The sequence below is a fragment of the Roseovarius confluentis genome (genome assembly GCF_002917925.1).
In the GTDB taxonomy this organism is placed as follows: Bacteria; Pseudomonadota; Alphaproteobacteria; order Rhodobacterales; family Rhodobacteraceae; genus Roseovarius; species Roseovarius confluentis.
Map to the genome: position 1 here is coordinate 446,744 of NZ_PPFE01000004.1, position 26,631 is coordinate 473,374.

Below are 26,631 nucleotides of genomic sequence, written 5' to 3' on the forward strand. Positions count from 1 at the left end.
GAGCGGTCTTCGAGGCCGGGATGGAGAGCCCGGTGGGACCTTTACGGGTGACGAGCGACGGGGAGTCGATTGTCGGTTTGGGCTGGGGGCAGGCCGGGGCGTCGGAGGCGCGGCCTGAACTGGAAGCGGCCTGCGCGCAGCTGGAGGCCTATTTCGAGGGCCGCTTGAAGACGTTCGATTTGCCGCTGGCCCCCGCAGGGTCGGACTTCCAGCGCGAGGTCTGCGCGGCGATGCTGGCGATCCCGTGGGGCGAGACCCGCGAGTACGGCGATATCGCCAAGGTGCTGGGCGTGCCGGCGCAAGCGGTGGGCGGGGCGTGCGGGGGCAATTCGATCCCGGTGATCATTCCCTGCCACAGGGTCTTGGGCGCCGGAGGGCTGGGCGGCTATTCCGGGGCGGGCGGGATCGAGACCAAGGTCTGGCTGCTGCGCCATGAGGGGGCGGCGGGGCTGTTGCTCTAGCCGTTGCGCTCGGGGATCAGCTGTTGCGCGACGCCTGCGAGTGTCAGGTAGACCGAGGTCACCACGAGACCCCAATGCGCCCAGCTTTCGGGATGGAAATCGACCCAGGCGGCCCATCCGGCGAAGAAGGTCCAGGCGACGATCATCGGCAGGGAAATCCAGCGCCAGCGCTTGGTGCGCACCGGGTGGACGAATTTGAGCGGCAGGAACATCGAGACCGCCAGCAGCGTCACGATGGTGAGAGAGACCCAGAAGTTGGGCTCGATCGCGAAGAGCACGAGCGCCAGCATGTTCCAGCAGCCGGGGAAGCCCGAAAACGAGTTGTCCTTGGTCTTCATCCGCGTGTCGGCGAAATAGAGCGCCGAGGAGTAGGTGATGATGATGATCGCGACCCAGCCGGTCCAGCCGGGCAGCAGGCCGAATTCAAAGAGCGCGAAGGCGGGGATGAACACGTAGGTCAGGTAGTCGATGATGAGATCCAGGAGCACGCCGTCGAAGAGCGGGAAGTTGGTCTTTACATCGTATTTGCGCGCCAGAGGCCCGTCGATGCCGTCCACCGCGAAGGCCACCACCAGCCAGAGGAACATCAGCGACCATTTCTCCTGGATGGCGGCCAGCATCGCCAGCATGGCAAAGACCGCACCCGTGGCGGTCAGCAGGTGCACGAGAAGGGCTTTCATACGCAGGCTCATGGCACCCGTGATGGGGGATCGGGCGCAGGGATGCAATTGCAAATACATGCGTGCGGCGTCTGGTGGAGGCTTTGTGGCTTTGGGCTGACAGGGTCAGGCCTTGCCGGGCGTGCGCGCCTTGGGGTGGGTCTGGTTGTAGACTTCCATCAGGCGGGCGGTGTCGACCGCCGTGTAGGCCTGGGTGGTCGAGAGGGAGGCGTGTCCCAGGAGTTCCTGGATCGCGCGCAGGTCGCCGCCGGCGTTCAGCAGGTGCGTGGCAAAGCTGTGGCGCATGGCGTGGGGCGTGGCGGTGGCGGGCAGGCCAAGCTGCATCCGGACGCTGGCCATGAGTTTCTGCACCGCACGGGGCGAGAGCGCCCCGCCGCGCGCGCCACGGAAAAGCGGCGTGTCGGGCTCGGTTGGGTAGGGGCAGAGGTCGAGGTAGCGGGCGAGGGCCGTGCGAGCGGGGGCGATGACCGGCACGATGCGTTCCTTGCCGCCCTTGCCGACGATCCGCAGGCTGTCGCCCACGGGCAGGGCGCGGCCCGTCAGGCCAAGCGCCTCGGAGATGCGCAGCCCGCAGCCGTAGAGCAGGGTCACGACCGCCTGGTCGCGGGCGCCGATCCAGGTGGTGGGGTGCTGGGTCTCGGTGGTCTCGATCACGTCGCGCGCGGCGTCGGGCGACAGGGGCCGGGGCAGTTTGCGCTGGAACTTGGGCGCGCGGGCGGCGAGGACCGCCGCCGGGTCAACCCCTTCGCGCTCGGCCAGCCAGCGAAAGAAGCTTTTGACCGCAGAAAGCTTGCGCGCGAGGCTGCGGGCGCCCACGTCGCGGCCCCGTGTGAAGGCCATCCAGGCGCGCATGTCCGACACGGTGAGCTTGGCCAGCGCGCCGAGGCCCTGGGACGCGCCCTTGTGCTCGGTCATGAAGGCGAGGAAATCCGCGACGTCACGGGAATAGGCGTCGAGCGTATGGGGGGAGGCGCCGCGCAGGGATTTGTGATGATCGAGCCAGGCCTGAAGCGCGTCGCGGGCCGCGGCCGAGATCATGACAGCCAGCGGCGCATCGCCCGTTCGAAGATACCCGCGAAGAAGGACAGGAGGTCGGTGCCCTGTTGCGGGCTGAACTGGTGCGGGTCCTCGGAGCCCAGGACCAGCAGGCCGGGCAGGCGGTTTTCGCCGAAATCGAGCAGCAGGCACGCCTCGGAGCGCATGAACTCGGCCTCGCGGCCATAAATGCGGTCGTCGCCCTCGTGAACCTGGCGCAGGGTGACCTGACGCACGGGTCCGGAGTGGCGGGCGCCGAGATAGTGTTCGATGAAGCCGGGTTCGGCCACGGACAGTACGTCGCCCAGTCGCTTGACGGCGGGGTCGTCGTCATTCTGGACGGATTCCAGCACCAGCTTGACGCAGTCGACCCGCAGGATGGTGGCGACGTCGCCCCCGAGATCCTTGAGGAAATCCTCGAACTCGACCGGGTCGAGCATGCGCAGGATGGCGCGGTGCACCTGGTTGGTGCCGGCGAGGTTTTCATAGGCGGCGGCGATGACCGAGCGGTGGGTGTCCTCCAGCCGTTCCAGCCGCGCTTCGAGCCGGTCCATGGCGATGCCGCGCAGGTCGACGATATTGTTGCCCATCGCGCGTTCGTTGGCGGCGATGAGGGCGCGCATAAGGTCCTGATCTTCAAGGATAACATCGGGTTGCGCGATGATGTGGTCGCGCATCTGGTCGTTGATCTCGGGCTTGCTGCTCATGTGTGCCTCTGATTATTTTTAGGAAGCTTATCAGATGCGGCGGGGTGGTGCCGCAATAAATTTCTTGGAAATGGTCGGATTTTTACCCATCGCGTGGCGCTTGGGTGCAGGACCCCAAGACAATTCGGCTCTTGAAATTCGAATGCCTCTTTCAAAAAATCTGCAAGGGCGTCTGTGTTTGAAGCGTCGGTTTTGCAGGACGGAGCGGCCGTTCGTGACGGAGGCGAGCGCCAGCCCCAGGGGTGGCGATCCGACGACAATTCTGAAGCGCTTTATGCCTGCCAAGCACATCCTCGGAAGGATTGTTGCGCCCAGCCTCGGCCAAATCGCCAGCCCAGGGGAGGGGCTGACGATAGCCGGGCCGCTTCGCGGCTGTTAACCGGCTGGGGGCTCGAAATCGACGACACCTCCAAGGCCTCGAAGCTGCCGTAACCGTACACTGGGTCGCATGCGGTGACGCGCAACCTTCAGCATGACCGACAGTAGGCCTGCCCGTCGCAGGCCGCCGATTACAGGATCTTCTGCCCGGTTTTTTCCCAATCCGCCAGGAAGGCCTCCAGCCCCTTGTCGGTCAGCGGGTGCGCGGCCATTTTCTTGATCACGTCCGGCGGCGCGGTCATCACGTCGGCGCCGATCAGGGCCGATTGGGTGGCGTGGTTGACCGTGCGAATCGAGGCGGCGAGGATCTGGGTCTCGTAGCCGTAATTGTCATAGATCGTGCGGATGTCGCCAATGAGGTCCATGCCGTCGAGGTTGATGTCATCCAGACGCCCGATGAAGGGCGAGATGAACGTGGCCCCCGCCTTGGCCGCCAGCAGTGCCTGGTTGGCCGAAAAGCACAGCGTGACGTTGACCATGTTGCCCTCGCCCGCCAGCACCTTGCAGGCCTTCAGCCCGTCCCAGGTGAGGGGGACCTTCACCGCGATGTTGTCGGCGATCTTGGCGAGCTTGCGGCCTTCCTCGATCATCTGGTCGGCCTCGACGGCGACGACCTCGGCCGAGACCGGGCCTTCGACGATGTCGCAGATTTCCTTGGTCACTCCGAGGATGTCGCGGCCCGATTTGAGGATCAGCGAGGGGTTGGTGGTGACGCCGTCGACCATGCCAAGCTCGTTCAGTTCCTTGATGGCGTCGACGTCGGCGGTGTCTACGAAGAATTTCATCTCGAAAGGCCCTCTCTTGGCCGCGTTGGGGTTTCCTGTCGGATGCTTTACCTCATAAGGTATGCGCCCGAAACCCCTGTCCCGGACCTGGCCCGGGACCTCGTGACGAAGGTCGCCGTTTTTGACGTATTCCGGTGCAAGTTTTTTCGAGACCGGCCAGTTGGTGGGCGTTCTGACGACGCAGCCTTTGGGCCGTGTGCTGGATTACAAGGCGCCCGAAGGCGGGTGTCATCTTGGCGCGTTTGTCGAGGTGCCGCTGGGGCCGCGCAAGGTGCTGGGCGTGGTCTGGGGCGCAGGGGCCGGGGATTATGACATCAGCAAGGTGCGGTCGGTCATTCGCGTGCTGGACGCGGCGCCGATGCGCGAGGAATTGCAGGCGTTCATCCGGAAGGCCGCCGATTATACGCTGACGCCGCTGCCCGCGATGCTGCGGCTGGCGACGCGCGCGCCGGGGCTAGGCGATCCGCCGTCGATGCAGAAGATCTATCGCCTGGGCGAGGGGCGGCCAGACCGCGAGACCGAGGCCCGGCGCAAGGTGATCGCCGTGCTGGAGGAATATGGCGGGCTGGGGTTCACCCTGAAGGAAGTGAGCGACATGGCCGGGGTGACATCCTCGGTCGTGAAGGGGTTGGTGAAACAGGGGGTCGTGCGCGAAGAGGACACGCCGCGGGATGCGCCGTTCCCGAGGCTCGATCCGGCGCGACCGGGGGCGGAACTGACCGAGGATCAGGCGGTGGCGGCGGAGGCATTGAGGGCCGGGCTGCGCGAGGGGGTGTTCGGCACGACCCTGCTGCGCGGTGTCACCGGGTCGGGCAAGACGGAAGTGTACCTGGAGGCCGTGGCGGAATGCATCGCGCAGGGGCGGCAGGCGCTGGTGCTGTTGCCGGAGATCGCGCTGACGTCGGAATTCCTGACGCGGGTGCAGGCGCGGTTCGGGGTGAAGCCGGCCGAGTGGCATTCGGGCGTCACCATGACCGAGCGGCGGCGCATCTGGAAGATGGTGGGCCAGGGGCAGTGCCAGCTGGTGGTGGGCGCGCGGTCGGCGCTGTTCCTGCCGTTTCAGGACCTCGGCCTGATCGTCGTCGATGAAGAGCACGACACCTCCTACAAGCAGGAGGACGGGGTTCTTTACAATGCCCGCGACATGGCGGTGCTGCGCGGCAGCCTGTGTGCGGCGCAGGTGGTGCTGGCCTCGGCCACGCCGAGCCTTGAGACATGGGCCAATGCGGAGGCCGGCAAGTACCGGCGGCTGGACCTGACGGCGCGGTTCGGGCCGGCGGTGATGCCGGAGTTGCGCGCGGTGGACATGCGCGACGAGCGGCTGGCCAGCAATGCGTGGGTTTCACCCACCCTACGGGCGGCCGTCGAGGCGCGAGTGGCAAAGGGCGAGCAGTCGCTGTTGTTCCTCAATCGGCGGGGCTATGCGCCGGTGACGATCTGCCGGGCGTGCGGGCACCAGGTGGGGTGCGATCATTGCGACGCGCGGATGGTGGAGCACCGGTTCCTGAAGCGGCTGGTCTGTCACCAGTGCGGCGAGACCAAGCCGATGCCCGAAGCCTGCCCGGCCTGCGAGGTTGAGGGCAAGCTGGCCGCGGTCGGCCCCGGCGTGGAGCGGATGACGGAAGAGGCGGTGGCGCTGTTCCCCGAAGCGCGGGTGGCGACGCTGTCGTCGGACATGTTCGGGTCTGCCCGGGCGCTGAAGGCGCAGATCGAGGAGATCGCGGCGGGGGGCGCGGATATCATCGTTGGCACGCAACTTGTGGCGAAGGGGCACAACTTTCCCAATCTCACATTGGTCGGCGTGATCGACGCCGATCTGGGCTTGCAGGGATCGGATCTGCGGGCCGCCGAGCGGACGTTCCAGCTGATGCGGCAGGTGGCGGGGCGCGCGGGGCGGGCCGAGAAGGCGGGGGTGGCGCTGTTGCAGACCTTCCAGCCCGAGCATCCGGTGATCCGGGCGATCCTGACGGGGGATGAGGAAGGGTTCTGGCGGGCCGAGGCCGGGGAGCGGCAGCACGCGGGCGTGCCGCCCTTTGGTCGGATGGCCGGGATCATCCTGTCCTCGACCGACATGCAGGAGGCGTTCGACATCGGCAACGCCTTGGCGCGGAACGATGGCCCGATCCGGGCCGTGGGGGCGCAGGTGTTCGGGCCGGCGCCGGCGCCGATTGCCCGCGTGCGGGGGCGGCATCGGGTGCGGCTGCTGGTGAAGGCGCCGAAGGGCGTGGCGTTGCAAGGGGCGCTGGCGCAGTGGATTGCGCCGGTGAAGGGGTCGACCCAGTTCCGGCTGGCGGTGGATATCGATCCTCAGAGTTTCATGTGAGCGTATCGCGGGAGGTCCCGGATCAAGTCCGGGACGGGGTGGGGGCGTTGCGTGGTCCGCGTGGGTTTTCATCCACCCTACGCAGGTTGCGCGCCCACGCCACGCTGGTCCACCAGGAAATCGGTCACCATCGCGCCGATCCACATCGAGAAGAGCGCCAGCCACGCGGTGCCGGCGAAGATCGAGGCCCCCGTGACGCCGTTTCCGATCGAGCAGCCCCCGGCCAGCATCGCGCCGAAGCCCATCATCACCGCGCCGGTCATCATGCGGCGCATGTTGGCGGCGTCCTCGAAGCCTTGAAAGCGGAACTCCCGGGCGAAGGACGACGCGAGGAACGATCCGAGAAAGACGCCGGGCACGAGGCCGATGTCGAAGTTCAGCACCGGGTCGGAGACCAGAAAGTACATCAGGGTATTGGCCGACGGGCCGCTGAACGTGGCGCTTGTCACCGCGACGGGATCGAAGCTGACGGTGGCGAGCGCGAAGGTCGACACCCAGCCCACGGCGACGGCGAAGCCCACGCCGGAGGCGAAGATCAGGCGGGACGCGCCGATGCGGTTGCGGCGCGAGACAACGAGGGCCAGCGCGGCAAAGGCGAGGCCGATCATGAGGCCGCTGTAGGAGGGCAGGCCGAGCGTCGTCAGCAGGTTCATGTTGTGGCCACCTTGCGTGGTCCAGAGCGCGGCAAGGTCGGTGCGGGTGCCGGAGAGCATGCCCGAAAGGCTCATCTGGGCGGCGACGGCAAAGACCAGCCCGGCGGTGATCGCGCGCAGGTTGCCGGTGGCGGCCAGAACCAGCAGACGGCCCGGGCAGCCGCGCGCCAGCACCATGCCCGCGCCGAATATAAGCCCGCCGATCACCGCGCCCGACCAGCTGCCGGGGACGGCCATCATGCGGGCATCCGACGCGCGGAAGAGACCCGAGAGTTGCGCGCCCTGCACCCAGACGACGGCGGTCGAGAAGGTCAGGAACCACACCGCGATGCGGTCGCCCATGCGGCCCCGGGCGAATTCCACCGACGCCGCACGCAGGCAGAAGCGAGAGCGTTGTGCCGCGACGCCGAAGATCACGCCGGTGAGCAGACCCAAGAGCGCCGCTGCCGGTGCTTCGCCGATCCATTCCACGAGGGCGAGAACGTCCATGACCCGTGCCTTTCGGTTTCAGGCGGTCGTGCCACGGGGGCGGGCCTGCTGCCTTGATCCAGATCAGGCCGCGTATTTTTGCACAGTCGCCTTGCAGTCGAAGCAATGGTCAAAGCGGAAAGATGGGCGTAAAGCATGAGGATGGCGAGGACATACCCCCTTGAACTGGCGCGGGAGCTGCCGATCTGGCGACGGCCCGTGGCGCTGCTGTTCCTGATGGCTGCGGCGATGCCGCTGGCCTTTGCGACGTGGTCGGCGCTGCTCAACAACTTCGTCATCGAGGCGGCGGAGTTCGACGGCTCGGATATCGGTTGGTTGCACACAGTGCGGGAGATCCCCGGATTCCTGGCCATCGGGGTCATCGCCATCATCATTTTCATGCGCGAGCAGACGCTGGCGCTGGTGTCGCTGATCCTGCTGGGCGTGGCGACGGCGATCACCGCGTGGTTTCCCAGCCTTGGCGGTATCCTGACGATCACGATGTTGAGTTCGATCGGGTTTCACTATTTCGAGACGGTGAACCAGTCGTTGCAGCTGCAATGGCTGAAGAAGGAGCGCGCGCCGCAGATGCTGGGCTGGCTGCTGGCCGCCGGGTCGGGCACGACGCTGGTGGCTTACGTGCTGATCGTGATGACGTGGGAGACGCTGGATCTGAGCTACAACACCGTCTACATGATCGCGGGCGGGGCGACGGTACTGATCGCGCTCTACTGTGTCTTCGCGTTCCCGCAATTCGAGGCGCCCAACCCGCAGATCAAGAAGATGGTGCTGCGGCGGCGATACTGGCTGTATTATGCACTGCAGTTCATGTCGGGGGCGCGGCGGCAGATCTTCATCGTGTTCGCGGGCTTCATGATGGTCGAGAAGTTCGGCTTCGAGGTGCACGAGGTTACCGCGCTCTACCTGATCAACCTTGTGGCCAACATGGTGTTCGCGCCGCTGATGGGCCGCGCGGTGCATGTGTTCGGGGAACGGGCGACGCTGCTCTTTGAATATGCGGGGCTGGCGATCGTGTTCCTGCTCTATGGCGGCTTGTATTTCTTCAGTTGGGGCGTCGTGCTGGCGGCGACGCTTTACGTGGTGGACCACATGCTGTTTGCGCTGGCGCTGGCGCTGAAGACCTATTTCCAGAAGATCGCCGATCCGGGGGATATCGCGCCCACCGCGGCGGTGGCGTTCACGATCAACCATATCGCCGCCGTCTTCCTGCCCGCCGCGCTGGGCTACCTCTGGCTGGTGTCGCCGGTGGCGGTGTTCGTGATGGCCGCCGCGATGGCCGGCGTGTCATTTATCCTTGCGATGCTTATTCCCCGTCACCCCGAACCGGGGTATGAGACGATCCTGACCGCCCGGGCGCCCGCCCCGGCGGAGTGATCTGATCGACAAGGGAGGCTTCATGCCCACATTCACCGCTTTGACGACCCTGCCCGGCAAATCCGAGGCCGAAGCCCTGGGCGAGGCGCTGGAACGTCTGACACCCGAGCCCACGGGCGTTGGCGTGTTCGAGCTGGAGGACGGCTCTGGCCTGTGGGAAGTGGGCGGCTATTTCGAGGCGGAACCGGATGCGGCGGGGCTGGCGCTGCTGGCGTCGATGCACGGTGCCAAGGATTTCATCGTGTCCGAACTGCCGGAAACGGACTGGGTCGCCAAGGTGAAGCGGGAACTGACGCCGGTGGTGGCGGGGCGGTTCTTTGTCTATGGCAGTCACGATGCCGACAAGGTGCCCGAGGATGCGCTGCCGCTTCTGATCGAGGCGTCGATGGCGTTCGGCACCGGGCATCACGGCACGACGCTGGGCTGTCTGAAGGCGCTGGACCGGTTGAACGCGGATCAAGGCCCGCTGGACAGCGTGCTGGATCTGGGCTGCGGCACCGCCGTGCTGGCGATGGCGGCGGCGCGGGTCTGGCCCGACGCGACGATCCTTGCCAGTGACATCGACGCGGTCGCGGTCGAGGTGGCGGAGATCAACGTGGCGGCCAACGATCTTGTGGGCCGGGTGACTTGCCTGGAGGCCGAAGGGCTGGAGCATCCGGGCATTGCCGGGGCGGCGCCGTTCGATCTGGTCTTCGCGAATATCCTGAAAGCGCCCCTGATCGCGCTGGCGCCGGGAATCACCCATGCGCTGAAGCCCGGGGGGTACGTGATTCTATCCGGCATTCTGAATGAACAGGCCGACGAGGTCGCGGCGGTTTATAGCGAGGCCGGAAACAGTGTCGTATCGCGCGAACAGATTGGTGAGTGGACGACGATAATAACCCGCAAAAGTGTTTGAAAACGCTTGTAAAAAAAGTTTTTTAAAGGCAGCTGCCCCACAATTGCCACATTTCAAACCTAGTTTCATCAACAAGGGAACGGGGATGAACAGAGTTTGGGAACGCTGCCATGACCAATGCGACCGACAACTATCAGGGCTTCGATGCCCGTCTGAAAAAGATCGACCGCAACCGGGCTCGCCTGGCCAACGGCTATTCCGCCAAGGTGACGCGCGAAGGCCTGATCGTTTTCCGCCCCAAGCCCCGCGCGCGGGGCTTTTCGGTCCGCGGTCTGGCGTTCCTGGTTCTGGGCGTGTTCCTGTTCAAGGCGATGATCCTGGCGCATCTGGGCAGCACGATCTACGACCAGCGCGTTGACGCGCTGAAATCCGGCACCGTGGTCGAACAGGCCGGCGCCTTCGTGATGCAGAAGGACCAGGTGTCCAGCGTGATCGCGCAGTACCTGCGCCCCTTCGTGAAGTAACGTTCCTTTACGTCTGGCCTCTCTGCCCTCCAAAGACGCTTCTCGGAACACGAAAAGCCCTGCACGTTGATCACGTGCAGGGCTTTTTGCTGTCCGGCGCAGGGAGGGGACGCCGGGCGGGGCGATCCGGGATTAGCGGATCGCGCGTTCGATGTCGCCGCGCGACAGGCCGATATCGTCCAGCTCGCGGTCGGAAAGGCGGCTGAGCGCGTTGCGGGTGACGCGGGCGTCGTTCCAGGCGGAGACGGTTGCGAGGATGCGCGCGAAGATGGAGCCGAAATGGGCGCCGTGGTGCACGCTGCGGGTTGTGTCGATTGCAGCCATTGTCATGGTCCTTGATATAAGTCGGTTCGTTTCTTGTTCTGTGGCTGGAGTTAGGAGGTTCGGCGGAGTCGGACAACACGCATTTTCCGCATAGTCACTATGCAGGCATTGCATGGGTTGATTTATCTTAACGTCATGTTAATGCTTTATTTTTCCTGTTCATATATTGTGCGGGGAGGGGGCGAGGCGGTGTGATCCGCGCGCAGCGCAGGGCGCGGAAGGGTGGTTTTGCGCGTGGAAGTGCTTGGCGTTTGTTCTTGTTTCGTGCTAGGGCGTTGAAAAACAAGCAAGGGCGGGCAGTGCAGATGCGGGTCATCGGGATCGATCCGGGCCTACGCAACCTCGGGTGGGGCGTGATCGACATGGAAGGCAGCCGCCTGACCCATGTGGCGAACGGGATTTGCCACGGGGACGGGGGCACGCTGGCGGCGCGGCTGTTGTCGCTGCACGGTCAACTTACGGATATCATTGAAAAATATGCGCCCGGCGCGGCGGCGGTGGAGCAGACCTTCGTCAACAAGGACGGGGCCGGCACGCTGAAGCTGGGACAGGCGCGGGGCATCGCGCTGCTGGTGCCGGCGCAGTTCGGGCTGGATGTGGGCGAATACGCCCCCAACACGGTGAAGAAGACGGTGGTGGGCGTGGGCCATGCCGGCAAGGACCAGGTGGCGCACATGGTGCGCGTGCAACTGCCGGGGGTCGAGCTGGCCGGGGCGGACGCCGCCGACGCGCTGGCCATCGCCATCTGTCATGCGCATCACGGGCCTGCACGAGTGCTGAAAGAGAAGGTGCGCGCATGATCGGGCGGATCGCGGGACGCATCGATTACCGCGCCGCCGATCACGTGCTGATTGACGTGAAGGGGGTCGGGTATCTCGTCTATTGCTCGGACCGGACGCTGGCGGCGCTGCCGGGGGCGGGCGAGCATGTGGCGCTATATACCGACCTTCTGGTGCGCGAGGACCTGTTGCAGCTTTATGGCTTCACCTCGCTGGTCGAGAAGGAATGGCACCGCCTGCTGATGAGCGTGCAGGGGATCGGGGCGAAGGCGTCGCTGGCGATCCTGGGCACGCTGGGACCGGATGGCGTGGGCCGGGCGATTGCCTTGGGCGACGTGAACGCGGTGAAGGCGGCCAAGGGGATCGGCCCCAAGACGGCGCAGCGCGTGGTGATCGAACTGAAGGACAAGGCGCCGGAAGTGATGGCGATGGGCGCGAGCGCGTCGGTCGCCGCGCCGGAGGTGGTCGCGGACGAGGGTGAGGTGATCGAGGCGCCGGTGGCAAAGCCCGCGCCCGCCAAGGCCCCGGACGGCGCGGCGCAGGCCGAGGCGCTGTCGGCGCTGACGAACCTCGGATACGGCCCCGGCGAGGCGGCGGGCGCGGTGGCGCAGGCGGCGGGCGAGATGCCCGAGGCGGCGACGGCGGACCTCATTCGCGCCGCGCTGAAGCTGTTGGCGCCGAAGGGATGACAGGCCATGCGCTCATCAGGCCTTGCGGCCTGCCGCGCGGACGTGGGACGATTAATTCATGACCGAGCCTGACCCCACCCTGCGCCCCGAGGCCTTGCCCGAGGATGTGGACCGCGCCTTGCGACCGCAGGCGCTGGCCGATTTCATCGGGCAGGCCGAGGCGCGGGCCAACCTGAAAGTGTTCATCCAGTCTGCGCGACAACGCGGCGAGGCGATGGATCACACGCTGTTTCACGGCCCCCCCGGCCTTGGCAAGACGACGCTGGCGCAGATCATGGCGCGCGAGCTGGGCGTTGGGTTTCGGATGACCAGCGGCCCAGTTCTGGCCAAGGCGGGCGACCTTGCGGCGATCCTGACGAACCTCGAGGCCAATGACGTTCTGTTCATCGACGAGATCCACCGCCTGAACCCGGCGGTGGAAGAGGTGCTCTACCCCGCGATGGAGGATTTCGAACTGGACCTGGTGATCGGCGAGGGACCGGCGGCGCGGACGGTGCGGATCGAGTTGCAGCCCTTCACGCTGGTGGGGGCGACGACGCGGCTGGGGCTGCTGACGACGCCCTTGCGGGACCGGTTCGGGATACCCACGCGGTTGCAATTCTACACCGAGGAGGAGTTGCACGAGATCGTCACGCGCAACGCGCAGAAGCTGGGTGTGCCCGCCGAGGCGCAGGGCGCGCGGGAGATTGCGCGGCGGGCGCGGGGCACGCCACGGGTGGCGGGTCGGCTCTTGCGGCGCGTGGTGGATTTCGCCGTGGTCGAGGGCGACGGGCGGATCACGCAAGGGTTGGCCGACAATGCGCTGACCCGGCTGGGCGTGGATGGGCTGGGCCTCGATGGGGCCGACCGGCGCTACCTGCGCCTCATTGCCGAGGCCTATCAAGGCGGGCCTGTCGGGATCGAAACGCTGAGTGCCGCGCTGAGCGAGAGTCGCGATGCGCTGGAAGAGGTGATCGAGCCGTTCCTGTTGCAGCAGGGGCTGATCCAGCGCACGCCGCGGGGGCGGATGCTGGCGGCGCGGGCCTGGGCGCATCTGGGGATGGCCGCGCCCAAGGCGGCGGGGTCGGGGGATCTATTCGAACGGTGACACGGGCTGCGCCGTCGGGATTCGAGTATTTTGGGAACAGTTAAAGCCGGGGGCTTTGCCAGGCAGTCGGGCTTTGATAAAGGCGGGCCATGGCTGATCTGATTTCACCCGAAGATGTCGAAGCGCTCTTTACCCGCGCAGATGGCTCATACCTCTTTGCCCGCTGGGGGCGGCCCATCGTGCCGGTGGTGTTCGGCACCGACGACAAGACGCTGGAAACCGTCAAGGGCGCGGTCGAGGCCGTGGTGATGATGGCAGGTCACCAGATGGCCGAGACCGACCCGGAACTGGGCGTGAACCTGATGTTCTTTTTCTTCCGGGAGTGGGACGAGTTGCTGGAGGTGCCGGACATGGACCGGATGATCCCCGACCTTGGCCCGCTGGTGGCGCGGCTGAAGGCGGCGGATGCCAACCAGTACCGGATTTTCCGCTTTGACGAGGCCGGCGCGATCAAGGCCAGCTTCGTCTTCCTGCGCATGGATGAACAATTGTCGAAAGTGCCCGCCGACACGCTGGCGTTGGCGCAGGTGGCGCAGACGATCCTGCTTTGGTCCGACACGGCATACACCGACCGCTCGGTGCTGGCGCAGGCGGGCGAGGGGCAGGTGATCCTGCGGCCCGATATCGGCGCGGTGATCCGGGCGGGGTACGATCCGGTCATGCCCGCCGTGGCGAAGGATGCGAGCCATGCACTGCGTCTGTGTGCGCGGCTGGGGCAGATGTAGCCGTTGCGGGTCTTTGTTGGTGTCCCGCTGGACGACGCGGCCATCGAGGCGCTCTTGCCGATTCAGGAGGCGCTGCGGCAGGGGCGTCTGGTGGACGAGGAGAACCTTCACCTGACGCTCGCCTTTCTCGACGATCAGCCGGAGGCCGCGCTGGCGGAATTGGACGCGGCGCTGCAAGACATCCGCGTGTCGCCATGGGAGATGGAGTTCACCGGAATCGAGGCGCAGGGCGGGCGGCGTCCGGCGCTCGTCTGGGCCGAAGTGGCCAAGGCGGAGCCGCTGCGGCAGTTGCACGACAAGGTGCGCGGCGCGGCGCGGCTGGCGGGGATCGACCTGCCGCGTGAACGGTTTCGCCCGCATGTCACGCTGGCGCGGTTCCCAAGGTCACGGCCGGTGGACATGGGGCGGCTGACCGCGTTCCTTGGCGCCTATGGCGGGTTCCGCGCGGGGCCGTTCGCGGTGGATCGGTTCTGTCTTTACGGCTCGACCCTGACGCCGGATGGCCCGGTCTACGACGTGCTGGCCGACTACCCGCTGTAGCCGCCGGATCTTCCTCTGGCCAGAAATATCCCGGGGAGCGGTGAGCCGCAGGGTCGCCGTGGGGCAGAGCCCCCTCTTGGGGATTGCCGCCGCCGCCGCCGCGCCGTAGAAGGCTGGCATGGCACACACGTTTCCGATCCGCGTTTATTACGAAGATACCGACATGGCCGGGATCGTCTATTATGCCAATTACCTCAGGTACATAGAGCGCGCGCGCAGCGACTGGGTTCGGGGGCTTGGCATCGACCAGAACGCGATGCGGCGCGACGATGGCGTGGTGTTCGCCGTGCGGCGGGTCGAGGCGGACTATCATCACCCCGCGAAGTTCGACGATGAACTGGAGGTCAGGACGACCGTGACCACGGTCACGGGCGCGCGGCTGGTCATGGACCAGCGGGTCCTGCGCGGCGAGGAACTGGTGTTTTCCGCGCAAGTGACCATCGTCTGCATCAATGACACCGGACATCCGGCGCGGCTACCGGCGAATATCCGCCTGATGCTGCACTGATCACCTGCAATTGACCGCGCGAATGCGGTTGAGGTTGGCTTTCCACTTGGAAATCGTCTAGTTTCACTCTCAATACGGCCAGACAACAAGGCCCGGACAAGCAAAAGAGCAGGCAGATGGAAGCAGAAACCCTGGCAATGGCACAGGAGATGGATTTCTCGCTGTGGGCGCTATTCGCACGCGCGACGCTGATCGTGAAACTGGTGATGCTGATGCTGATCGTGGCGTCCTTCTGGGCGTGGTCGATCATCATCCAGAAGACGATCACCTATCGCAAGGCGCGCGCCGAGGCGGAACGGTTCGACCGCCGCTTCTGGTCGGGCGAGCCACTGGACGAGCTGTTCGACGAGATCGGGCCGGACCCGGCGGGGCAGTCCGAGCGGGTGTTTGCCGCAGGGATGAGCGAATGGCGGCGGTCGCATCGCACCGATGGCGCGCTGATCGCGGGGGCCACGGCGCGGATCGACCGCAGCATGGACGTGGCGATCGTCAAGGAAAGCGAGAAACTGCAGAGCGGGCTGACCATTTTGGCCTCGATCGGGTCGGTGTCGCCTTTCGTGGGCTTGTTCGGGACGGTCTGGGGGATCATGAACGCCTTCATCGAGATCGCCGAGCAGCAGAATACCAACCTCGCCGTCGTGGCGCCGGGGATCGCCGAGGCGCTCTTGGCGACGGGGCTGGGCCTGCTGGCGGCCATTCCGGCGGTGGTGTTCTACAACAAGCTGAGTGCGGATGCCGACCGCATCGTGGCGAGCTACGAGGCGTTTGCCGACGAGTTCGCAACCATCCTGAGCCGGCAGTTGGACAGCTGACATGGGTGCGGGTGTCGTCCAGAAATCGGGAGATTCAGGCCGCAGGCGCAGAGGGCGCGGGCGGTCGCGCCCGATGGCCGAGATCAACGTCACGCCCTTCGTGGACGTGATGCTGGTGCTTCTGATCATCTTCATGGTGGCCGCGCCGCTGATGACCGTGGGCGTGCCGGTGCAACTGCCCGAGACCTCGGCCAATGCGCTGCCCGGCGAGGAGGAAGAGCCGCTGACCGTGACGCTGACCGCCGAGGGGGTCGTGATGATCCAGACCACAGAGGTGCAGCGCGGCGAGCTGGTGAACCGGCTGCGCGCCATCGCGACGGAGCGTGACAGCACGCGGGTTTTCCTGCGGGCGGACGGGGCGGTGCCCTATTCGGACGTGATGCAGGTGATGGGCGCGCTGAACCGGGGCGGTTTTGCCAATATCGGGCTGGTGACGGACACCGGCGGCCCCACGCTCGACGAGCAGGGCGGCTGAGATGCGGCTGGACACCGGGCAGATCATTTCCGGTGTGGCCCATACGGGTCTGATCGTCTTTGCCATCTTCGGCGGGGCGTTCAAGTCCGAGCCCCTGCCGTTCGAGATCACCGAGGTGACGGCGGTCTCGGAAGAGGAATACGCGGCGATGATCGCCGAGCCGTCGCCGGATGCGGTGGCCAATGTCGACACGCCCGAGCCGCCCGAGGAGGGTCAGACGCCGGAGCTTTCCAGCGAGGCTGACACGGCCCCCGAGCAGGACCAGCCCGAAGTGACCGAAAGCGTCGAGCCGGACCCGGTGCCCGAGGCCGTCGAGCCCGAGCCGATCCCGGTGCCCGAGGCCGAAATCGCAGACGCGCCGCAGGAACCGACGCCGCCTCAGGAAGATACAGCCGTCCTGGCGCCTGAACAGTCGGACCGCCCACAGCCCCGGCCGGCGCCGCGCGTGGCCCCCGAGGCGGTGGAACAGCCTGACCCGGATGTCGAGATCGCAGATGTGGACCAGGAGGCGCCGGAGCCATCCGAGCAGGCCGAGGAGCCGACTCCAGAGCAGGAGGAAACCGCCCGGCAGGAGGCCACGACCGAGATCGTGACCGAGGCCGAAGAGGTGGCGTCCGCCGCGCCGCCGCGCTCGGTACGGCCGCGCACGCGGCCGGAACAGGCGACCCCGGCGGCACAGCCCGACCCGGACCCCGAACCGCGCGACGAGCCCGCACAGCAAGCTGACCCGGAACCGGCGGCGGAGCCCGAAACGGAGCAGGCCACCAGCCCGGACAGCTCGGCCGTGAATGACGCGCTGGCCGAGGCGCTGGGCGCCGACCCCGAACCGCAGGGCAATCCGCAAGGCCCGCCGCTGACGGCAGGAGAAAAGGACGGGTTGCGGGTGGCGGTGCAGGAATGCTGGAACGTGGGCTCGCTGAGTTCCGACGCTCTGGCCACCACGGTAACGGTGGCGGTGTCGATGTCCGAGGATGGCCGCCCGATCACCAACTCGATCCGCATGATCGGCAGCGAGGGGGGTAGCAACTCCTCGGCGCAGCAGGCGTTCGAGGCCGCGCGGCGGGCGATCATCCGCTGCGGCGCGCGGGGATATGACCTGCCGGTCGAGAAGTTCGCGACATGGCGCGAGATCGAGATGACCTTCAACCCGGAGAACATGCGGATCCGATGAAACGGCATGGTATCATCGGTGGGGCGGTGCTGGCGGGTCTTTTCGCCCCGGCGGCGGTGTTCGGGACGCAGGCATCCGACTGGATCTACGGGTTTCGTGAGGACGTACAGCGCTGCTGGAACCCGGCCGAGGGCGGCGCGGTTGTCACCGTAGCGTTCGAGATGAACCGGGATGGCACCGTGGTTGACGACAGCCTGCGCTCAATTCCCCGTGAAATGTCCGACACGGACTCTTTCATGGCGGCGCGACGTGCCATCCTGAGATGCGGGCGCGAAGGGTATGACCTGCCAGCCGAGCAGCATGAGGCGTGGCGCGAGATAGAAATGACATTCGACCCGGTGGTCGAAGGGGAGCAGTGACATGAGAGTATTTCTGGCCCTTGTGGCGATCCTTGCAGGCCTTGCGGCGCCGGTGGTGGCGCAGGAAGAGCGCAGCGGGCCGCTGAGGATCGAGATCACCGAGGGCGTGATCGAGCCGTTGCCCTTTGCCGTACCGAACTTCGTGGCCGAGAGCGCCCAGGCGCAGGAGATGGCGGCCAATATCACGCGGGTGATCGCCGCCGACCTGACCGGCACGGGCCTTTTCCGCGAAATTCCGCAGGATGCGCATATCGCGCGGGTCACCGCGTTTTCCAGCCCGGTGCAATTCGCGGACTGGAAGGCGATCAACGCGCAGGCGCTGATCGTGGGCGGCGTCAATGTGGATGACACCGGAAAGGTCGTCGTGAAGTTCCGGCTGTACGACGTTTTCGCGGGGCAGCAGATGGGCGACGGCCTGCAATTCGTGGGGACCGTGGATGGCTGGCGGCGTATCGCGCACAAGGTGTCGGACCAGGTGTATTCACGGCTGACGGGCGAGGACCCGTATTTCGACAGCCGCGTCGTGTTCGTGTCCGAGACCGGGCCAAAGGATGCGCGGCAGAAGCGGCTGGCGATCATGGACTACGACGGCGCCAATGTGACCTACCTGACGGACAGCGCGTCGATCGTGCTGGCACCACGGTTTTCGCCGGGTGGCGACCGGGTGCTTTATACCAGCTACGAAAGCGGATTTCCCAAGATCTACGTGCTGGACGTGGCGACGGCGGGGCGCAACGTGCTGAATGCCGCCGATGGCGAGATGAGTTTCGCGCCGCGTTTTGCGCCCAACGGGCAGACCATCGTCTACAGCCTGACCACGGGCGGCAACACCGACCTTTATCAGTTGAACATCGGCAGCGGGCAGACTTCGCGCCTGACCACCACGCCGTCGATCGAGACCGCGCCCAGCTTCAGCCCCGATGGCAGCAGGATCGTGTTCGAATCCGACCGCTCGGGCACGCCGCAGCTTTATGTCATGCCGGCGGGCGGCGGCGAGGCGACGCGGATCAGTTTCGGCCAGGGCCGCTATGGCACGCCGGTCTGGTCGCCGCGCGGGGACCTGATTGCCTTTACCAAGCAGTCCAAAGGCCGGTTCCATATCGGCGTGATGCGCACCGATGGCAGCGAGGAGCGCCTGCTGACCGCGTCCTTCCTGGACGAGGGGCCGACATGGGCGCCCAATGGCCGGGTCATCATGTTCACCCGCGAGACGCAGGGCGCCCAGGGGGCGTCGAGCCTGTGGTCGGTGGACATCACCGGACGCAACCTCAAGCAGGTTCGGACCGAGACCGGGGCGTCGGACCCGTCCTGGGGACCGCTGCAGAACTGAGGCCGCAAAAGGGACATGCATCCGTTGCGGGCCTATGATATTAACCAATTCAAGAGCAGCAAAGCATCGAGTGGGGCACTGATATGAAACATCTGAGCAAAGCACTGATCGTGGTGGCGGGGCTGGCGGTAAGCGCCTGCAGCAACCCCGACCGGTTCGGCGACCAATACAACAACGGCGCGGGCGGCAGCGGCACGGCTGGCGGGGTCGCGGGCACCGCGCAGGACCCGCAATCGCCGCTCTATTTCCAGCAGACGATCGGAGACCGCGTGTTGTTCGCGGTGGACCAGTCCACCCTGTCGCCCACGGCGACGGCGACGCTGGACGGTCAGGCGCAATGGCTGGCCACGAACACGGCATACAACGCCATCATCGAAGGCCACGCCGACGAGCAGGGCACGCGGCAATACAACATCGCGCTGGGCGCACGCCGCGCCAACGCGGTGCAGGAATACCTGATTTCGAAGGGCGTCAGCCCGGCGCGTCTGAAGGTTATCAGCTATGGCAAAGAACGCCCGCTGGAGATCTGCAGCGAGGAAGCGTGCTATGCCAAGAACCGCCGGGCCGTGACGGTGATCTCGGCGGTGCCGACAAGCTAGGACGAATGGTGGGGTGAACATGCGTCGTGTGATACTGGGCCTTGTGGTGGCCGCGTTCGGGATGGGGCCGGTTTCGGCCTCGGCCCAGGCCAATACCGAAACCCTGGCGGATATCCGGCAGGAGTTGTCGGTGCTGTATGTCGAGTTGCAGAAGCTGAAGCGTGAGCTGAACACCACCGGCGCCAGCGGCAATGCGACCGTGGGCGGCAGCGTGCTCGACCGCGTGAACACAATCGAGTCCGAGTTGCAGCGCCTGACCTCGAAGACCGAGGAGCTGGAGTTTCGCATCGACAGCGTGGTGACCGACGGCACCAACCGCGTGGGCGACCTGGAATTCCGGATCTGCGAGTTGGAGCCGTCCTGCGATATCGGCAGCATCGAGCCCGGCGACACGCTGGGCGGGGTGGCGCCCTCGACCGGCGGCAACGCAGGCAGCACCGGAACGGACCCGGCCCCGGCCCCGGCCACGGACACGACCGGCACGACCGGCACCGCCACCACCGGCGGCACCACGGGCACCGAGGGTGGCGTGCAGATGGCCGCTGCCGAGCAGGCCGATTTCGACACGGCCATGGCGGCCTTCGAGGCGGGCGAGTATGCCGCCGCGGCCGAGCAGTTCGAGCGGTTCACGACCAACTATCCCGGCAGCCCGATGGAGGCGCAGGCCGGTCTGAAGCGTGGCGAGGCGCTGGAGCAGGCCGATGACATGACAGGTGCTGCGCGCGCCTATCTGAATACGTTCAGCACGGCGCCGGACGGCCCGCAGGCGCCGCAGGCGCTGTTCCTGCTGGGCCGGTCGCTGGGGGCGCTGGGCCAGACCAACGAGGCTTGCCTGACCTTGGGGGAGGTGGCGCAACGCTTTCCGCAATCGCCTGCGGTGGGGCAGGCGGCCTCGGCGATGCAGAACCTTGGGTGTTCGTGAACGGCCCGACGGCGCATATTCTTGATCAGTTCGTGGCGACATTCGGGAATGCCCGGCCCAAGCGGCTGGGCATTGCCGTTTCGGGGGGCAGCGATTCGCTTGGGCTGCTACTGCTGGCCCGGCAATGGGCCGCGCAGGGCGGGCCAGAACCTTACGCGGTGACGGTGGACCACGGTCTGCGCGCAGCGTCGCGCGACGAAGCGGCGGGCGTGGCAGCGCTGTGTGCCCGACTGGGCGTTGCGCACAAGACGCTGGAATGGCGGGGCTGGGACGGTGCGGGAAACCTGTCCGACCAGGCGCGGCGCGCGCGGTACGGCCTGATCGCGGACTGGGCCGAGGCGGGACAGATCACCGACGTGGCGCTGGGGCACACGTTGAACGACGTGGCCGAGACATTCGTCATGCGGCTGATGCGCGAGGCGGGTGTCGACGGGCTGGCGGCAATGGCGCCAAGCTGGCGGCAGGGTACGGTGGAGTTCCGCCGCCCGCTGTTGCAGGTGTCGCGGGCCGAGATGCGCAGGGTGGTGGAGCGCGAGGGGCTGGCTTGGGTCGACGACCCGACCAACGAGGACGAGGCCTTTGAACGGGCGCGGGTGCGCAAGGCGCTGGCGGCGCTGGAAGACCTTGGCGTGACCGCGCGGGGACTGGGCAACGTTGCCGGACATCTGGGCGAGGTGCGCAGCACGCTGTATTGGTATGTTTTCCTGGCGGCGCGCAACCATGTGAGTTTCGACCGGGGCGACGTGATGGTCGACCGCAAGGGGTTCCGGACGCTGCCGCGCGACATCTGCCGCCGCATGGTGCAGGAGATCCTGCGTTGGATCAGCGGCGCGGACTACGTTCCGCGCGGCAAGGCGGTCGCCCTGATGCTGGAGGCGATCCGTGGTGGCAACGGCATGACGTTGCACGGCGTCATGATGAGCGTGGAAACGGATCATCTGCGGTTCGCGCGCGAGCCAAAGGCGGTGGCGCAGACGCGGGCCGCGCCCGGCGAGGCGTGGGACGGACGTTGGCAGCTGGACGGTCCGTGGCCCGATGGGGCAGAGGTGGCCACGCTGGGCGAGGCAGGTCTGGCGCACTGCCAAGAGCGGCTGCAGCCAGGTTTGCCACGGTCGTCGCTCCTGGCCAGTCCGGCGGTCTGGCGGGGCGGTCATTTGGTCGCGGCGCCGCTTGCGGGGTTTGCAGAGGGCTGGACGGCAACACTTTTGCGGGATGAAGACATGTTCTTTGCCAGCATCCTTGCGCATTGAACATCGCTTAACGATCTCTATTTATCATACACGGGCCCTGTGGTAGGTCAGGCCCGGCATCACGTGAGGAGAAAGCCCTTGGGCAACGCGAGAAACTTCGCCTTTTGGTTGGTCCTGTTCCTGTTGATCATGGCGCTGTTCAGCCTGTTCAACGGATCCGGTAACACATTGCAGAGCCAGGCAATTCCCTATTCGGAATTCGTCGCGGCGGTCGAGGACGGCGAGGTGTCCGAGGTCACGCTGGATGGCGAAAACGTGCGTTTCCGGGGCGAGGACGGCAACAATTACTCGACCATCAAGCCCGAAGATGCCGAGGTGACGTCCCTGCTTTTGGAGCGGGATATCCCGATCAAGGCGGAATCGCAGGAGCAATCCGGGTTTCAGACCTTCCTGATCTCGCTTCTGCCTTTCGTGCTGCTGATCGGTGTGTGGATCTATTTCATGAACCGCATGCAGGGCGGCGGCAAGGGCGGCGCCATGGGCTTTGGCAAGTCCAAGGCCAAGATGTTGACCGAAAAGCATGGCCGCGTGACGTTTGACGACGTGGCCGGCATCGACGAGGCCAAGGAAGAGTTGGAAGAGATCGTCGAGTTCCTGCGCAACCCGCAGAAATTCAGCCGCCTCGGCGGCAAGATCCCCAAAGGCGCGCTGCTGGTCGGCCCTCCGGGCACCGGTAAGACGCTGCTGGCCCGCGCCATTGCGGGCGAGGCGGGCGTGCCGTTCTTCACCATTTCGGGTTCGGACTTCGTCGAGATGTTCGTGGGTGTCGGCGCGTCCCGCGTGCGCGACATGTTCGAACAGGCCAAGAAGAACGCGCCCTGCATCGTCTTCATCGACGAGATCGACGCTGTGGGCCGGCATCGTGGTGCCGGCTATGGCGGCGGCAATGACGAGCGGGAACAGACCCTCAACCAGCTGCTGGTCGAGATGGACGGGTTCGAGGCCAATGAAGGCGTCATCATCGTCGCGGCCACCAACCGCAAGGACGTGCTGGACCCCGCGCTGCTGCGCCCGGGCCGGTTCGACCGGCAGGTGACGGTGCCCAATCCCGACATCAAGGGCCGCGAGAAGATCCTGGGCGTTCACGCCCGCAAGACTCCGCTGGGCCCCGACGTGGACCTGCGCATCATCGCGCGCGGCACGCCCGGGTTCTCGGGGGCGGACCTGGCCAACCTGGTGAACGAGGCGGCGCTGATGGCCGCACGTGTGGGTCGGAGGTTCGTGTCGATGGTGGATTTCGAACAGGCCAAGGACAAGGTCATGATGGGCGCCGAGCGGCGATCCATGGTGCTGACGCCCGAGCAGAAGGAAAAGACCGCCTATCACGAGGCCGGTCACGCCATCGTGGGCCTTGCCCTGCCGCAATGCGATCCGGTCTACAAGGCGACGATCATCCCGCGCGGCGGTGCCCTGGGCATGGTGGTCAGCCTGCCCGAGATCGACCGGCTGAACTGGCACAAGTCTGAATGCGAGGAAAAGCTGGCCATGACCATGGCCGGCAAGGCAGCCGAGATCATCAAGTACGGCCCCGACGCGGTGTCGAACGGCCCTGCCGGCGACATCCAGCAGGCATCTTCGCTGGCCCGCGCGATGGTCCTGCGCTGGGGCATGTCGGACAAGGTCGGCAATGTCGATTACGAGCAGGCGCATGAAGGCTACATGGGCAACAGCGCCGGCGGCTTCTCGATCTCGGCTCACACGAAAGAGCTGATCGAGGACGAGGTCAAGCGCATGATCGACGACGCCTACCAGCGGGCCCATGACATCCTGACTGACAAGCATGACGAATGGGAGCGTCTGGCGCAGGGCCTGCTGGAATACGAGACCCTGACCGGCGAAGAGATCGAGCGCGTGATCAACGGCGATCCGCCCGAGGCGGATGACGACCAGGGCGGCACGCCTCAGAAGGATGACAAACCGTCCCTGACGGCCATTCCGAAGACCAAGCCGAAGTCGACACCGCCGGACGGCGGCATGGAGCCGGAACCGACAGCGTGACGATGACGACCAACGCGAAGACCGACTGGAACCCGGGCGCCTATGCCCGGTTCCACGACCTCCGCCAGCGCCCGGGCCTGGACCTGGTGAACACGATCAGCAGCATGGGCGCGGGCGACATCTATGACCTTGGCTGTGGCAACGGTGCCTTGGGCGATGCGCTGCGGGCGCGGGCCGGCAACCGCAAGGTGATCGGGGTCGATGCCAGCCCCGCGATGCTTGAAAAAGCCCGCGCCGCCAAGGGATATGACAGTTTCAGTCAGGCCGACATCGCGGAGTGGACACCGTCGCGGACGCCCGGACTGATCTTTTCCAACGCCGCGCTGCACTGGGTGGGCAATCACGAGCAATTGCTGCCCCGGCTGGTGCGGATGCTGTCCAAAGGCGGTACGCTGGCGGTACAGATGCCGCACCAGAACAAGGCGCCCTCGCACCGCGTGTGGCTGAGCCTTGTCGAGGAAATGTTCCCGGGCCGTGTCGAGAAGATGGGCACCCCCGGCGTCATGGCCCCGGTGAAATACGACGAGCTTTTGTCCGGCATGGGCCAGTTCCGGCTGTGGGAAACCGAGTATTACCAGCGCCTGATGGCCGAGCCGGGCAGCCACCCGGTGCGCCGCTTCACTGAAAGCACCTATGCCCGCCCCGTGCTGGAGGCGTTGGCCGAGGACGAGAAGGCGGCGCTGATCAAGCGCTACGAGGAAGCGATGCACGCGGCGTACCCGGTGCGCGCGGATGGCTCTGTCCTGTTCCCGTTCCGCCGGATTTTCTTTACTTTATCGGTCTGAGCGCGGGCGTTTCTTTCAAAAGAAAACGGGACGGAATTTTGAAAAATTCCGGGCCGCGCGTGGCACCGTCAGACATCGTTTCGCGCGGCGTAATAGCGCATGGCCGCGTCCAACAGGCGAAGTCCCGTGTCGAACGCGGTAAGCTGCATATCGTGGACGGCATCGGGTCGTCCCGTGGGCAGGTCCGCCGTGACGCTGTCGGTCAGGGCCAGCCGCGTGGCGCCATTGTGAAACATCTTGATGCACTCCATGACCACGTCACCGTTGGGCGGTTCTTCAAGTACCTCGTTCATCAGGTCCAGCACGTCGTCGGATATGCAGAGCGTCCGATACATCAGGCCGACCGCGTTGCGTTCCGCCATGTGCAGGTTTTTGAATGCGGGAGCGTCGCGCCAGACACACGGGATTTGCGCGCCGAGCGCCTGCAGTCTTTGCACCGCGTAAGGCAACAGGAAAAGCTGCGTGTCGTTGTCGATGAACCGACCCGAGATCAGGGTCTCGCGGCCGCGATTGTAAGCCTCGTCCAGTGTCAGGCCGCGGTTGAACCGCGCCAGCATCTCTGCGGCGGATTCCCCCGGCAGTGCGCGGGGCGCGGGCATCGACCGGGCCCACGCCCAGCCGTCGCGCAGGCCGCGCATATGCTCGGACATCACCGACCTGTCGTGCTTGAGCGCGCTGTCGAACTCCGCCTGCGTGCCCTTGGCCGCCAGCGTGGCCATCAGCAGGATGTGCCGGTGCTCGGGGCCGAGCGCGTCGAGGTCTTGTGCCCCGGCCTTCTCGCGCACGTCCTCGAACAGCTCGTAGACCTGCACCGCCATCCAGTCTGTCTCGCTGACACCTGGATAGTGCCGGCGGTTCGTGGCAGTGGTCAGGATCGTGCCGTGCTTGACCAGCGCGATGGTCCGGATCTCGGCATGGAATGTCTTGACCGACTGCCAGGCCGTATCGGACATCGCGTGCCGTTTCTTCCTAAAGAGAGTAAAGCCCATGACTGTCTTTCCCACTGTGAGTCTGGCCAAGTCTACGCATCGACCTTGACCGGTTTCAGGCGAAAGGGTGACATGATAGGAAAACCGCGTGGGCCATTTGGTCACCACGCATCTTCCCAAGTCCGTCTTCGCCGCGGGACAAGAGCCAAGAAGGGATGACATGCCTGCCTTGATACCCACCGCCCATTATGCCGACATCACCTGGATCGGATGCGTTCCCGACCAGGAGAGCGACATCCGCTCGGCCCCGCTTGGCCAGGTGGATCTGACGTGGGACGGCGTGCCCGGCGAGTTTCACGGCGGGCGCACGCGTCCGTCTTGTGTTCGGGTAAAGGACCAGCACGCGGAAGGCACCGAGATTGCCAATGTGCGGCAGTTGTCCGTCGTGTCGGCCGAGGAGATGGCGGCGATCGCCGAGGAGATCGGGATCGACGCCTTGCGCCCCGAATGGCTGGGCGCGTCGCTGGTGCTGAAAGGCATCGACGACTTCAGCCGCCTGCCGCCCTCGTCGCGCTTGCAGACCGACAGTGGCACGGCGCTGATCGTCGACATGGAGAACCGGCCCTGCATCTGGCCGGCCAAGGAGTTGGAGAAGGATCATCCGGGTCTTGGCAAGCTTTTCAAGCCCGCGGCGGCGCACCGGCGGGGGGTCACGGCCTGGGTCGAACGGCCCGGACCATTGCGCGTGGGAGACCGGATGCGCCTGCACGTGCCGGACCAGCGGCCCTGGTTGCATCTGGAGGGATGCCTGAGCGGCAAGTCCTTCTGAGCGCGAGATGTTTCCGATGTGAAACGCGGGCGCGACAGGCTGCCGCATCAGCCCCCGGAAATGTCGGATTCCTGACCGGGTGACGGCGCCCGACTTTGTATGGCTGTCCCGGAAGCATCATCGCTTATGTCCAAAGGGAAGACACAATGAGCCACAAATCAGACATCGAGATTGCGCGTGCGGCGTCGAAGAAGCCGATCCAGGAGATTGGCGACAAGCTTGGGATCCCGGGCGAACATCTGCTGCCCTACGGGCATGACAAGGCGAAGGTGA

General features: G+C 65.9%; 30 protein-coding genes. 23 read left to right on the forward strand and 7 right to left on the reverse strand.

Features of this window, described 5'->3' with window-relative positions; genetic code table 11:
- The first annotated feature begins 20 nt into the window (after positions 1-20).
- A complete protein-coding gene (locus C2I35_RS12695; protein WP_103763394.1) occupies positions 21-461 on the forward strand; it encodes a methylated-DNA--[protein]-cysteine S-methyltransferase in 441 nt (146 codons plus the stop codon).
- Here C2I35_RS12695 and C2I35_RS12700 read toward each other — a convergent pair.
- From C2I35_RS12700 to fsa, 4 genes are all read right to left on the reverse strand, one after another.
- Complete coding sequence (locus C2I35_RS12700) at positions 458-1,153, reverse strand: CDP-alcohol phosphatidyltransferase family protein (RefSeq protein WP_103763395.1); 696 nt, start codon at positions 1,151-1,153, stop codon at positions 458-460. The genes C2I35_RS12695 and C2I35_RS12700 overlap by 4 nt on opposite strands.
- 93 nt (positions 1,154-1,246) lie before the next feature.
- Positions 1,247-2,179 carry a tyrosine recombinase XerC gene (locus C2I35_RS12705; RefSeq protein ID WP_103763396.1) on the reverse strand — a complete coding sequence of 311 codons (933 nt, stop codon included), beginning with the start codon at positions 2,177-2,179 and terminating at the stop codon, positions 1,247-1,249.
- Entirely contained in the window at positions 2,176-2,883 is a 708-nt protein-coding gene (locus tag C2I35_RS12710) for a DUF484 family protein (protein ID WP_103763397.1), read from the reverse strand. The genes C2I35_RS12705 and C2I35_RS12710 overlap by 4 nt, the downstream gene beginning before the upstream one ends.
- Before the next feature lie 509 nt (positions 2,884-3,392).
- Entirely contained in the window at positions 3,393-4,046 is a 654-nt protein-coding gene (gene fsa, locus C2I35_RS12715; RefSeq protein ID WP_103763398.1) for a fructose-6-phosphate aldolase, read from the reverse strand.
- 121 nt (positions 4,047-4,167) lie between these two features.
- Here fsa and C2I35_RS12720 point away from each other — a divergent pair, with 121 nt between their 5' ends.
- A complete protein-coding gene (locus tag C2I35_RS12720) occupies positions 4,168-6,369 on the forward strand; it encodes a primosomal protein N' (RefSeq protein ID WP_103763399.1) in 2,202 nt (733 codons plus the stop codon).
- A gap of 77 nt (positions 6,370-6,446) precedes the next feature.
- Here C2I35_RS12720 and C2I35_RS12725 read toward each other — a convergent pair whose 3' ends face one another.
- A complete protein-coding gene (locus C2I35_RS12725; protein WP_103763400.1) occupies positions 6,447-7,511 on the reverse strand; it encodes a YeeE/YedE family protein in 1,065 nt (354 codons plus the stop codon).
- A 141-nt stretch (positions 7,512-7,652) separates the two neighbouring features.
- Between C2I35_RS12725 and C2I35_RS12730 the strand changes: the two genes are divergently transcribed.
- The 3 genes from C2I35_RS12730 to C2I35_RS12740 all read left to right on the forward strand — a co-directional run bounded on the left by C2I35_RS12730 (position 7,653) and on the right by C2I35_RS12740 (position 10,247).
- On the forward strand, positions 7,653-8,885 hold the full coding sequence (locus C2I35_RS12730) for an MFS transporter (RefSeq protein ID WP_103763401.1): 1,233 nt from the start codon (positions 7,653-7,655) through the stop codon (positions 8,883-8,885).
- 22 nt (positions 8,886-8,907) lie between these two features.
- The gene (locus C2I35_RS12735) at positions 8,908-9,783 is read left to right on the forward strand and encodes a 50S ribosomal protein L11 methyltransferase (protein WP_103763402.1); all 876 of its coding nucleotides are present in this window, start codon (positions 8,908-8,910) and stop codon (positions 9,781-9,783) included.
- Positions 9,784-9,893: 110 nt separating this feature from the next.
- Positions 9,894-10,247: a hypothetical protein gene (locus C2I35_RS12740; RefSeq protein WP_103763403.1), complete on the forward strand. Its 354-nt coding sequence runs from the start codon at positions 9,894-9,896 to the stop codon at positions 10,245-10,247.
- Between the two features lie 132 nt (positions 10,248-10,379).
- Here C2I35_RS12740 and C2I35_RS12745 read toward each other — a convergent pair whose 3' ends face one another.
- A complete protein-coding gene (locus C2I35_RS12745; RefSeq protein ID WP_103763404.1) occupies positions 10,380-10,571 on the reverse strand; it encodes a DUF1127 domain-containing protein in 192 nt (63 codons plus the stop codon).
- Between the two features lie 305 nt (positions 10,572-10,876).
- On the opposite strand from C2I35_RS12745, the gene ruvC reads away from it, so the two are divergent.
- The 16 genes from ruvC to C2I35_RS12825 all read left to right on the forward strand — a co-directional run bounded on the left by ruvC (position 10,877) and on the right by C2I35_RS12825 (position 24,600).
- On the forward strand, positions 10,877-11,371 hold the full coding sequence (gene ruvC / locus C2I35_RS12750; RefSeq protein ID WP_103763405.1) for a crossover junction endodeoxyribonuclease RuvC: 495 nt from the start codon (positions 10,877-10,879) through the stop codon (positions 11,369-11,371).
- A complete protein-coding gene (gene ruvA / locus C2I35_RS12755) occupies positions 11,368-12,039 on the forward strand; it encodes a Holliday junction branch migration protein RuvA (protein ID WP_103763406.1) in 672 nt (223 codons plus the stop codon). The genes ruvC and ruvA overlap by 4 nt, the downstream gene beginning before the upstream one ends.
- A 58-nt stretch (positions 12,040-12,097) precedes the next feature.
- Positions 12,098-13,126, forward strand: coding sequence for a Holliday junction branch migration DNA helicase RuvB (gene ruvB / locus C2I35_RS12760; RefSeq protein ID WP_103763407.1), 1,029 nt, complete (start codon positions 12,098-12,100; stop codon positions 13,124-13,126).
- Between the two features lie 89 nt (positions 13,127-13,215).
- Positions 13,216-13,851, forward strand: a complete 636-nt coding sequence (locus tag C2I35_RS12765; RefSeq protein ID WP_211286140.1) for a hypothetical protein — start codon at positions 13,216-13,218, stop codon at positions 13,849-13,851.
- A 3-nt stretch (positions 13,852-13,854) separates the two neighbouring features.
- A complete protein-coding gene (gene thpR, locus C2I35_RS12770; protein ID WP_103763408.1) occupies positions 13,855-14,391 on the forward strand; it encodes an RNA 2',3'-cyclic phosphodiesterase in 537 nt (178 codons plus the stop codon).
- Positions 14,392-14,509: 118 nt separating this feature from the next.
- Positions 14,510-14,899: a tol-pal system-associated acyl-CoA thioesterase gene (ybgC, locus tag C2I35_RS12775; protein ID WP_103763409.1), complete on the forward strand. Its 390-nt coding sequence runs from the start codon at positions 14,510-14,512 to the stop codon at positions 14,897-14,899.
- Between the two features lie 116 nt (positions 14,900-15,015).
- Positions 15,016-15,711: a protein TolQ gene (tolQ, locus tag C2I35_RS12780; protein WP_103763410.1), complete on the forward strand. Its 696-nt coding sequence runs from the start codon at positions 15,016-15,018 to the stop codon at positions 15,709-15,711.
- Position 15,712: 1 nt separating this feature from the next.
- Positions 15,713-16,186 (forward strand): protein TolR, encoded by a 474-nt coding sequence (gene tolR / locus C2I35_RS12785; protein WP_103763411.1) that lies wholly within the window; start codon positions 15,713-15,715, stop codon positions 16,184-16,186.
- A gap of 1 nt (position 16,187) precedes the next feature.
- The gene (locus tag C2I35_RS12790) at positions 16,188-17,357 is read left to right on the forward strand and encodes a cell envelope integrity protein TolA (protein ID WP_338020420.1); all 1,170 of its coding nucleotides are present in this window, start codon (positions 16,188-16,190) and stop codon (positions 17,355-17,357) included.
- Positions 17,354-17,716: a cell envelope integrity protein TolA gene (locus tag C2I35_RS12795; protein ID WP_103763412.1), complete on the forward strand. Its 363-nt coding sequence runs from the start codon at positions 17,354-17,356 to the stop codon at positions 17,714-17,716. The genes C2I35_RS12790 and C2I35_RS12795 overlap by 4 nt, the downstream gene beginning before the upstream one ends.
- Before the next feature lies 1 nt (position 17,717).
- Positions 17,718-19,046, forward strand: coding sequence for a Tol-Pal system beta propeller repeat protein TolB (gene tolB, locus C2I35_RS12800; protein ID WP_103763413.1), 1,329 nt, complete (start codon positions 17,718-17,720; stop codon positions 19,044-19,046).
- An 83-nt stretch (positions 19,047-19,129) separates the two neighbouring features.
- The gene (gene pal / locus C2I35_RS12805; protein WP_103763414.1) at positions 19,130-19,645 is read left to right on the forward strand and encodes a peptidoglycan-associated lipoprotein Pal; all 516 of its coding nucleotides are present in this window, start codon (positions 19,130-19,132) and stop codon (positions 19,643-19,645) included.
- 19 nt (positions 19,646-19,664) lie between these two features.
- Positions 19,665-20,567 carry a tol-pal system protein YbgF gene (gene ybgF / locus C2I35_RS12810; RefSeq protein WP_103763468.1) on the forward strand — a complete coding sequence of 301 codons (903 nt, stop codon included), beginning with the start codon at positions 19,665-19,667 and terminating at the stop codon, positions 20,565-20,567.
- A complete protein-coding gene (tilS, locus tag C2I35_RS12815) occupies positions 20,558-21,817 on the forward strand; it encodes a tRNA lysidine(34) synthetase TilS (RefSeq protein ID WP_245890484.1) in 1,260 nt (419 codons plus the stop codon). The genes ybgF and tilS overlap by 10 nt, the downstream gene beginning before the upstream one ends.
- 78 nt (positions 21,818-21,895) lie before the next feature.
- The gene (gene ftsH, locus C2I35_RS12820; RefSeq protein ID WP_103763415.1) at positions 21,896-23,815 is read left to right on the forward strand and encodes an ATP-dependent zinc metalloprotease FtsH; all 1,920 of its coding nucleotides are present in this window, start codon (positions 21,896-21,898) and stop codon (positions 23,813-23,815) included.
- Positions 23,816-23,817: 2 nt separating this feature from the next.
- Positions 23,818-24,600 (forward strand): methyltransferase domain-containing protein, encoded by a 783-nt coding sequence (locus C2I35_RS12825; RefSeq protein WP_103763416.1) that lies wholly within the window; start codon positions 23,818-23,820, stop codon positions 24,598-24,600.
- A gap of 68 nt (positions 24,601-24,668) precedes the next feature.
- Here the strand turns inward: C2I35_RS12825 and C2I35_RS12830 are convergent, their stop codons facing one another.
- Positions 24,669-25,553, reverse strand: a complete 885-nt coding sequence (locus C2I35_RS12830; protein WP_103763417.1) for a hypothetical protein — start codon at positions 25,551-25,553, stop codon at positions 24,669-24,671.
- Between the two features lie 196 nt (positions 25,554-25,749).
- Between C2I35_RS12830 and C2I35_RS12835 the strand changes: the two genes are divergently transcribed.
- Entirely contained in the window at positions 25,750-26,358 is a 609-nt protein-coding gene (locus C2I35_RS12835) for an MOSC domain-containing protein (protein ID WP_103763418.1), read from the forward strand.
- Positions 26,359-26,504: 146 nt separating this feature from the next.
- On the forward strand, positions 26,505-26,631 hold a 127-nt coding region (locus C2I35_RS21905; protein WP_146050033.1), incomplete at its 3' end, for a formate--tetrahydrofolate ligase.

Excerpts from the sequence above, each read along its gene's own strand:
- C2I35_RS12695 (WP_103763394.1), top strand. The coding sequence starts at position 21 with ATGGAGAGCCCGGTGGGACCTTTACGGGTGACGAGCGACGGGGAGTCG.
- C2I35_RS12700 (WP_103763395.1), bottom strand. The coding sequence starts at position 1,153 with ATGAGCCTGCGTATGAAAGCCCTTCTCGTGCACCTGCTGACCGCCACG.
- C2I35_RS12705 (WP_103763396.1), bottom strand. The coding sequence starts at position 2,179 with ATGATCTCGGCCGCGGCCCGCGACGCGCTTCAGGCCTGGCTCGATCAT.
- C2I35_RS12710 (WP_103763397.1), bottom strand. The coding sequence starts at position 2,883 with ATGAGCAGCAAGCCCGAGATCAACGACCAGATGCGCGACCACATCATC.
- fsa (WP_103763398.1), bottom strand. The coding sequence starts at position 4,046 with ATGAAATTCTTCGTAGACACCGCCGACGTCGACGCCATCAAGGAACTG.
- C2I35_RS12725 (WP_103763400.1), bottom strand. The coding sequence starts at position 7,511 with ATGGACGTTCTCGCCCTCGTGGAATGGATCGGCGAAGCACCGGCAGCG.
- C2I35_RS12730 (WP_103763401.1), top strand. The coding sequence starts at position 7,653 with ATGGCGAGGACATACCCCCTTGAACTGGCGCGGGAGCTGCCGATCTGG.
- C2I35_RS12735 (WP_103763402.1), top strand. The coding sequence starts at position 8,908 with ATGCCCACATTCACCGCTTTGACGACCCTGCCCGGCAAATCCGAGGCC.
- C2I35_RS12740 (WP_103763403.1), top strand. The coding sequence starts at position 9,894 with ATGACCAATGCGACCGACAACTATCAGGGCTTCGATGCCCGTCTGAAA.
- C2I35_RS12745 (WP_103763404.1), bottom strand. The coding sequence starts at position 10,571 with ATGGCTGCAATCGACACAACCCGCAGCGTGCACCACGGCGCCCATTTC.
- ruvC (WP_103763405.1), top strand. The coding sequence starts at position 10,877 with ATGCGGGTCATCGGGATCGATCCGGGCCTACGCAACCTCGGGTGGGGC.
- ruvA (WP_103763406.1), top strand. The coding sequence starts at position 11,368 with ATGATCGGGCGGATCGCGGGACGCATCGATTACCGCGCCGCCGATCAC.
- ruvB (WP_103763407.1), top strand. The coding sequence starts at position 12,098 with ATGACCGAGCCTGACCCCACCCTGCGCCCCGAGGCCTTGCCCGAGGAT.
- C2I35_RS12765 (WP_211286140.1), top strand. The coding sequence starts at position 13,216 with ATGGCTGATCTGATTTCACCCGAAGATGTCGAAGCGCTCTTTACCCGC.
- ybgC (WP_103763409.1), top strand. The coding sequence starts at position 14,510 with ATGGCACACACGTTTCCGATCCGCGTTTATTACGAAGATACCGACATG.
- tolQ (WP_103763410.1), top strand. The coding sequence starts at position 15,016 with ATGGAAGCAGAAACCCTGGCAATGGCACAGGAGATGGATTTCTCGCTG.
- tolR (WP_103763411.1), top strand. The coding sequence starts at position 15,713 with ATGGGTGCGGGTGTCGTCCAGAAATCGGGAGATTCAGGCCGCAGGCGC.
- C2I35_RS12790 (WP_338020420.1), top strand. The coding sequence starts at position 16,188 with ATGCGGCTGGACACCGGGCAGATCATTTCCGGTGTGGCCCATACGGGT.
- C2I35_RS12795 (WP_103763412.1), top strand. The coding sequence starts at position 17,354 with ATGAAACGGCATGGTATCATCGGTGGGGCGGTGCTGGCGGGTCTTTTC.
- tolB (WP_103763413.1), top strand. The coding sequence starts at position 17,718 with ATGAGAGTATTTCTGGCCCTTGTGGCGATCCTTGCAGGCCTTGCGGCG.
- pal (WP_103763414.1), top strand. The coding sequence starts at position 19,130 with ATGAAACATCTGAGCAAAGCACTGATCGTGGTGGCGGGGCTGGCGGTA.
- ybgF (WP_103763468.1), top strand. The coding sequence starts at position 19,665 with ATGCGTCGTGTGATACTGGGCCTTGTGGTGGCCGCGTTCGGGATGGGG.
- C2I35_RS12825 (WP_103763416.1), top strand. The coding sequence starts at position 23,818 with ATGACGACCAACGCGAAGACCGACTGGAACCCGGGCGCCTATGCCCGG.
- C2I35_RS12830 (WP_103763417.1), bottom strand. The coding sequence starts at position 25,553 with ATGTCCGATACGGCCTGGCAGTCGGTCAAGACATTCCATGCCGAGATC.
- C2I35_RS12835 (WP_103763418.1), top strand. The coding sequence starts at position 25,750 with ATGCCTGCCTTGATACCCACCGCCCATTATGCCGACATCACCTGGATC.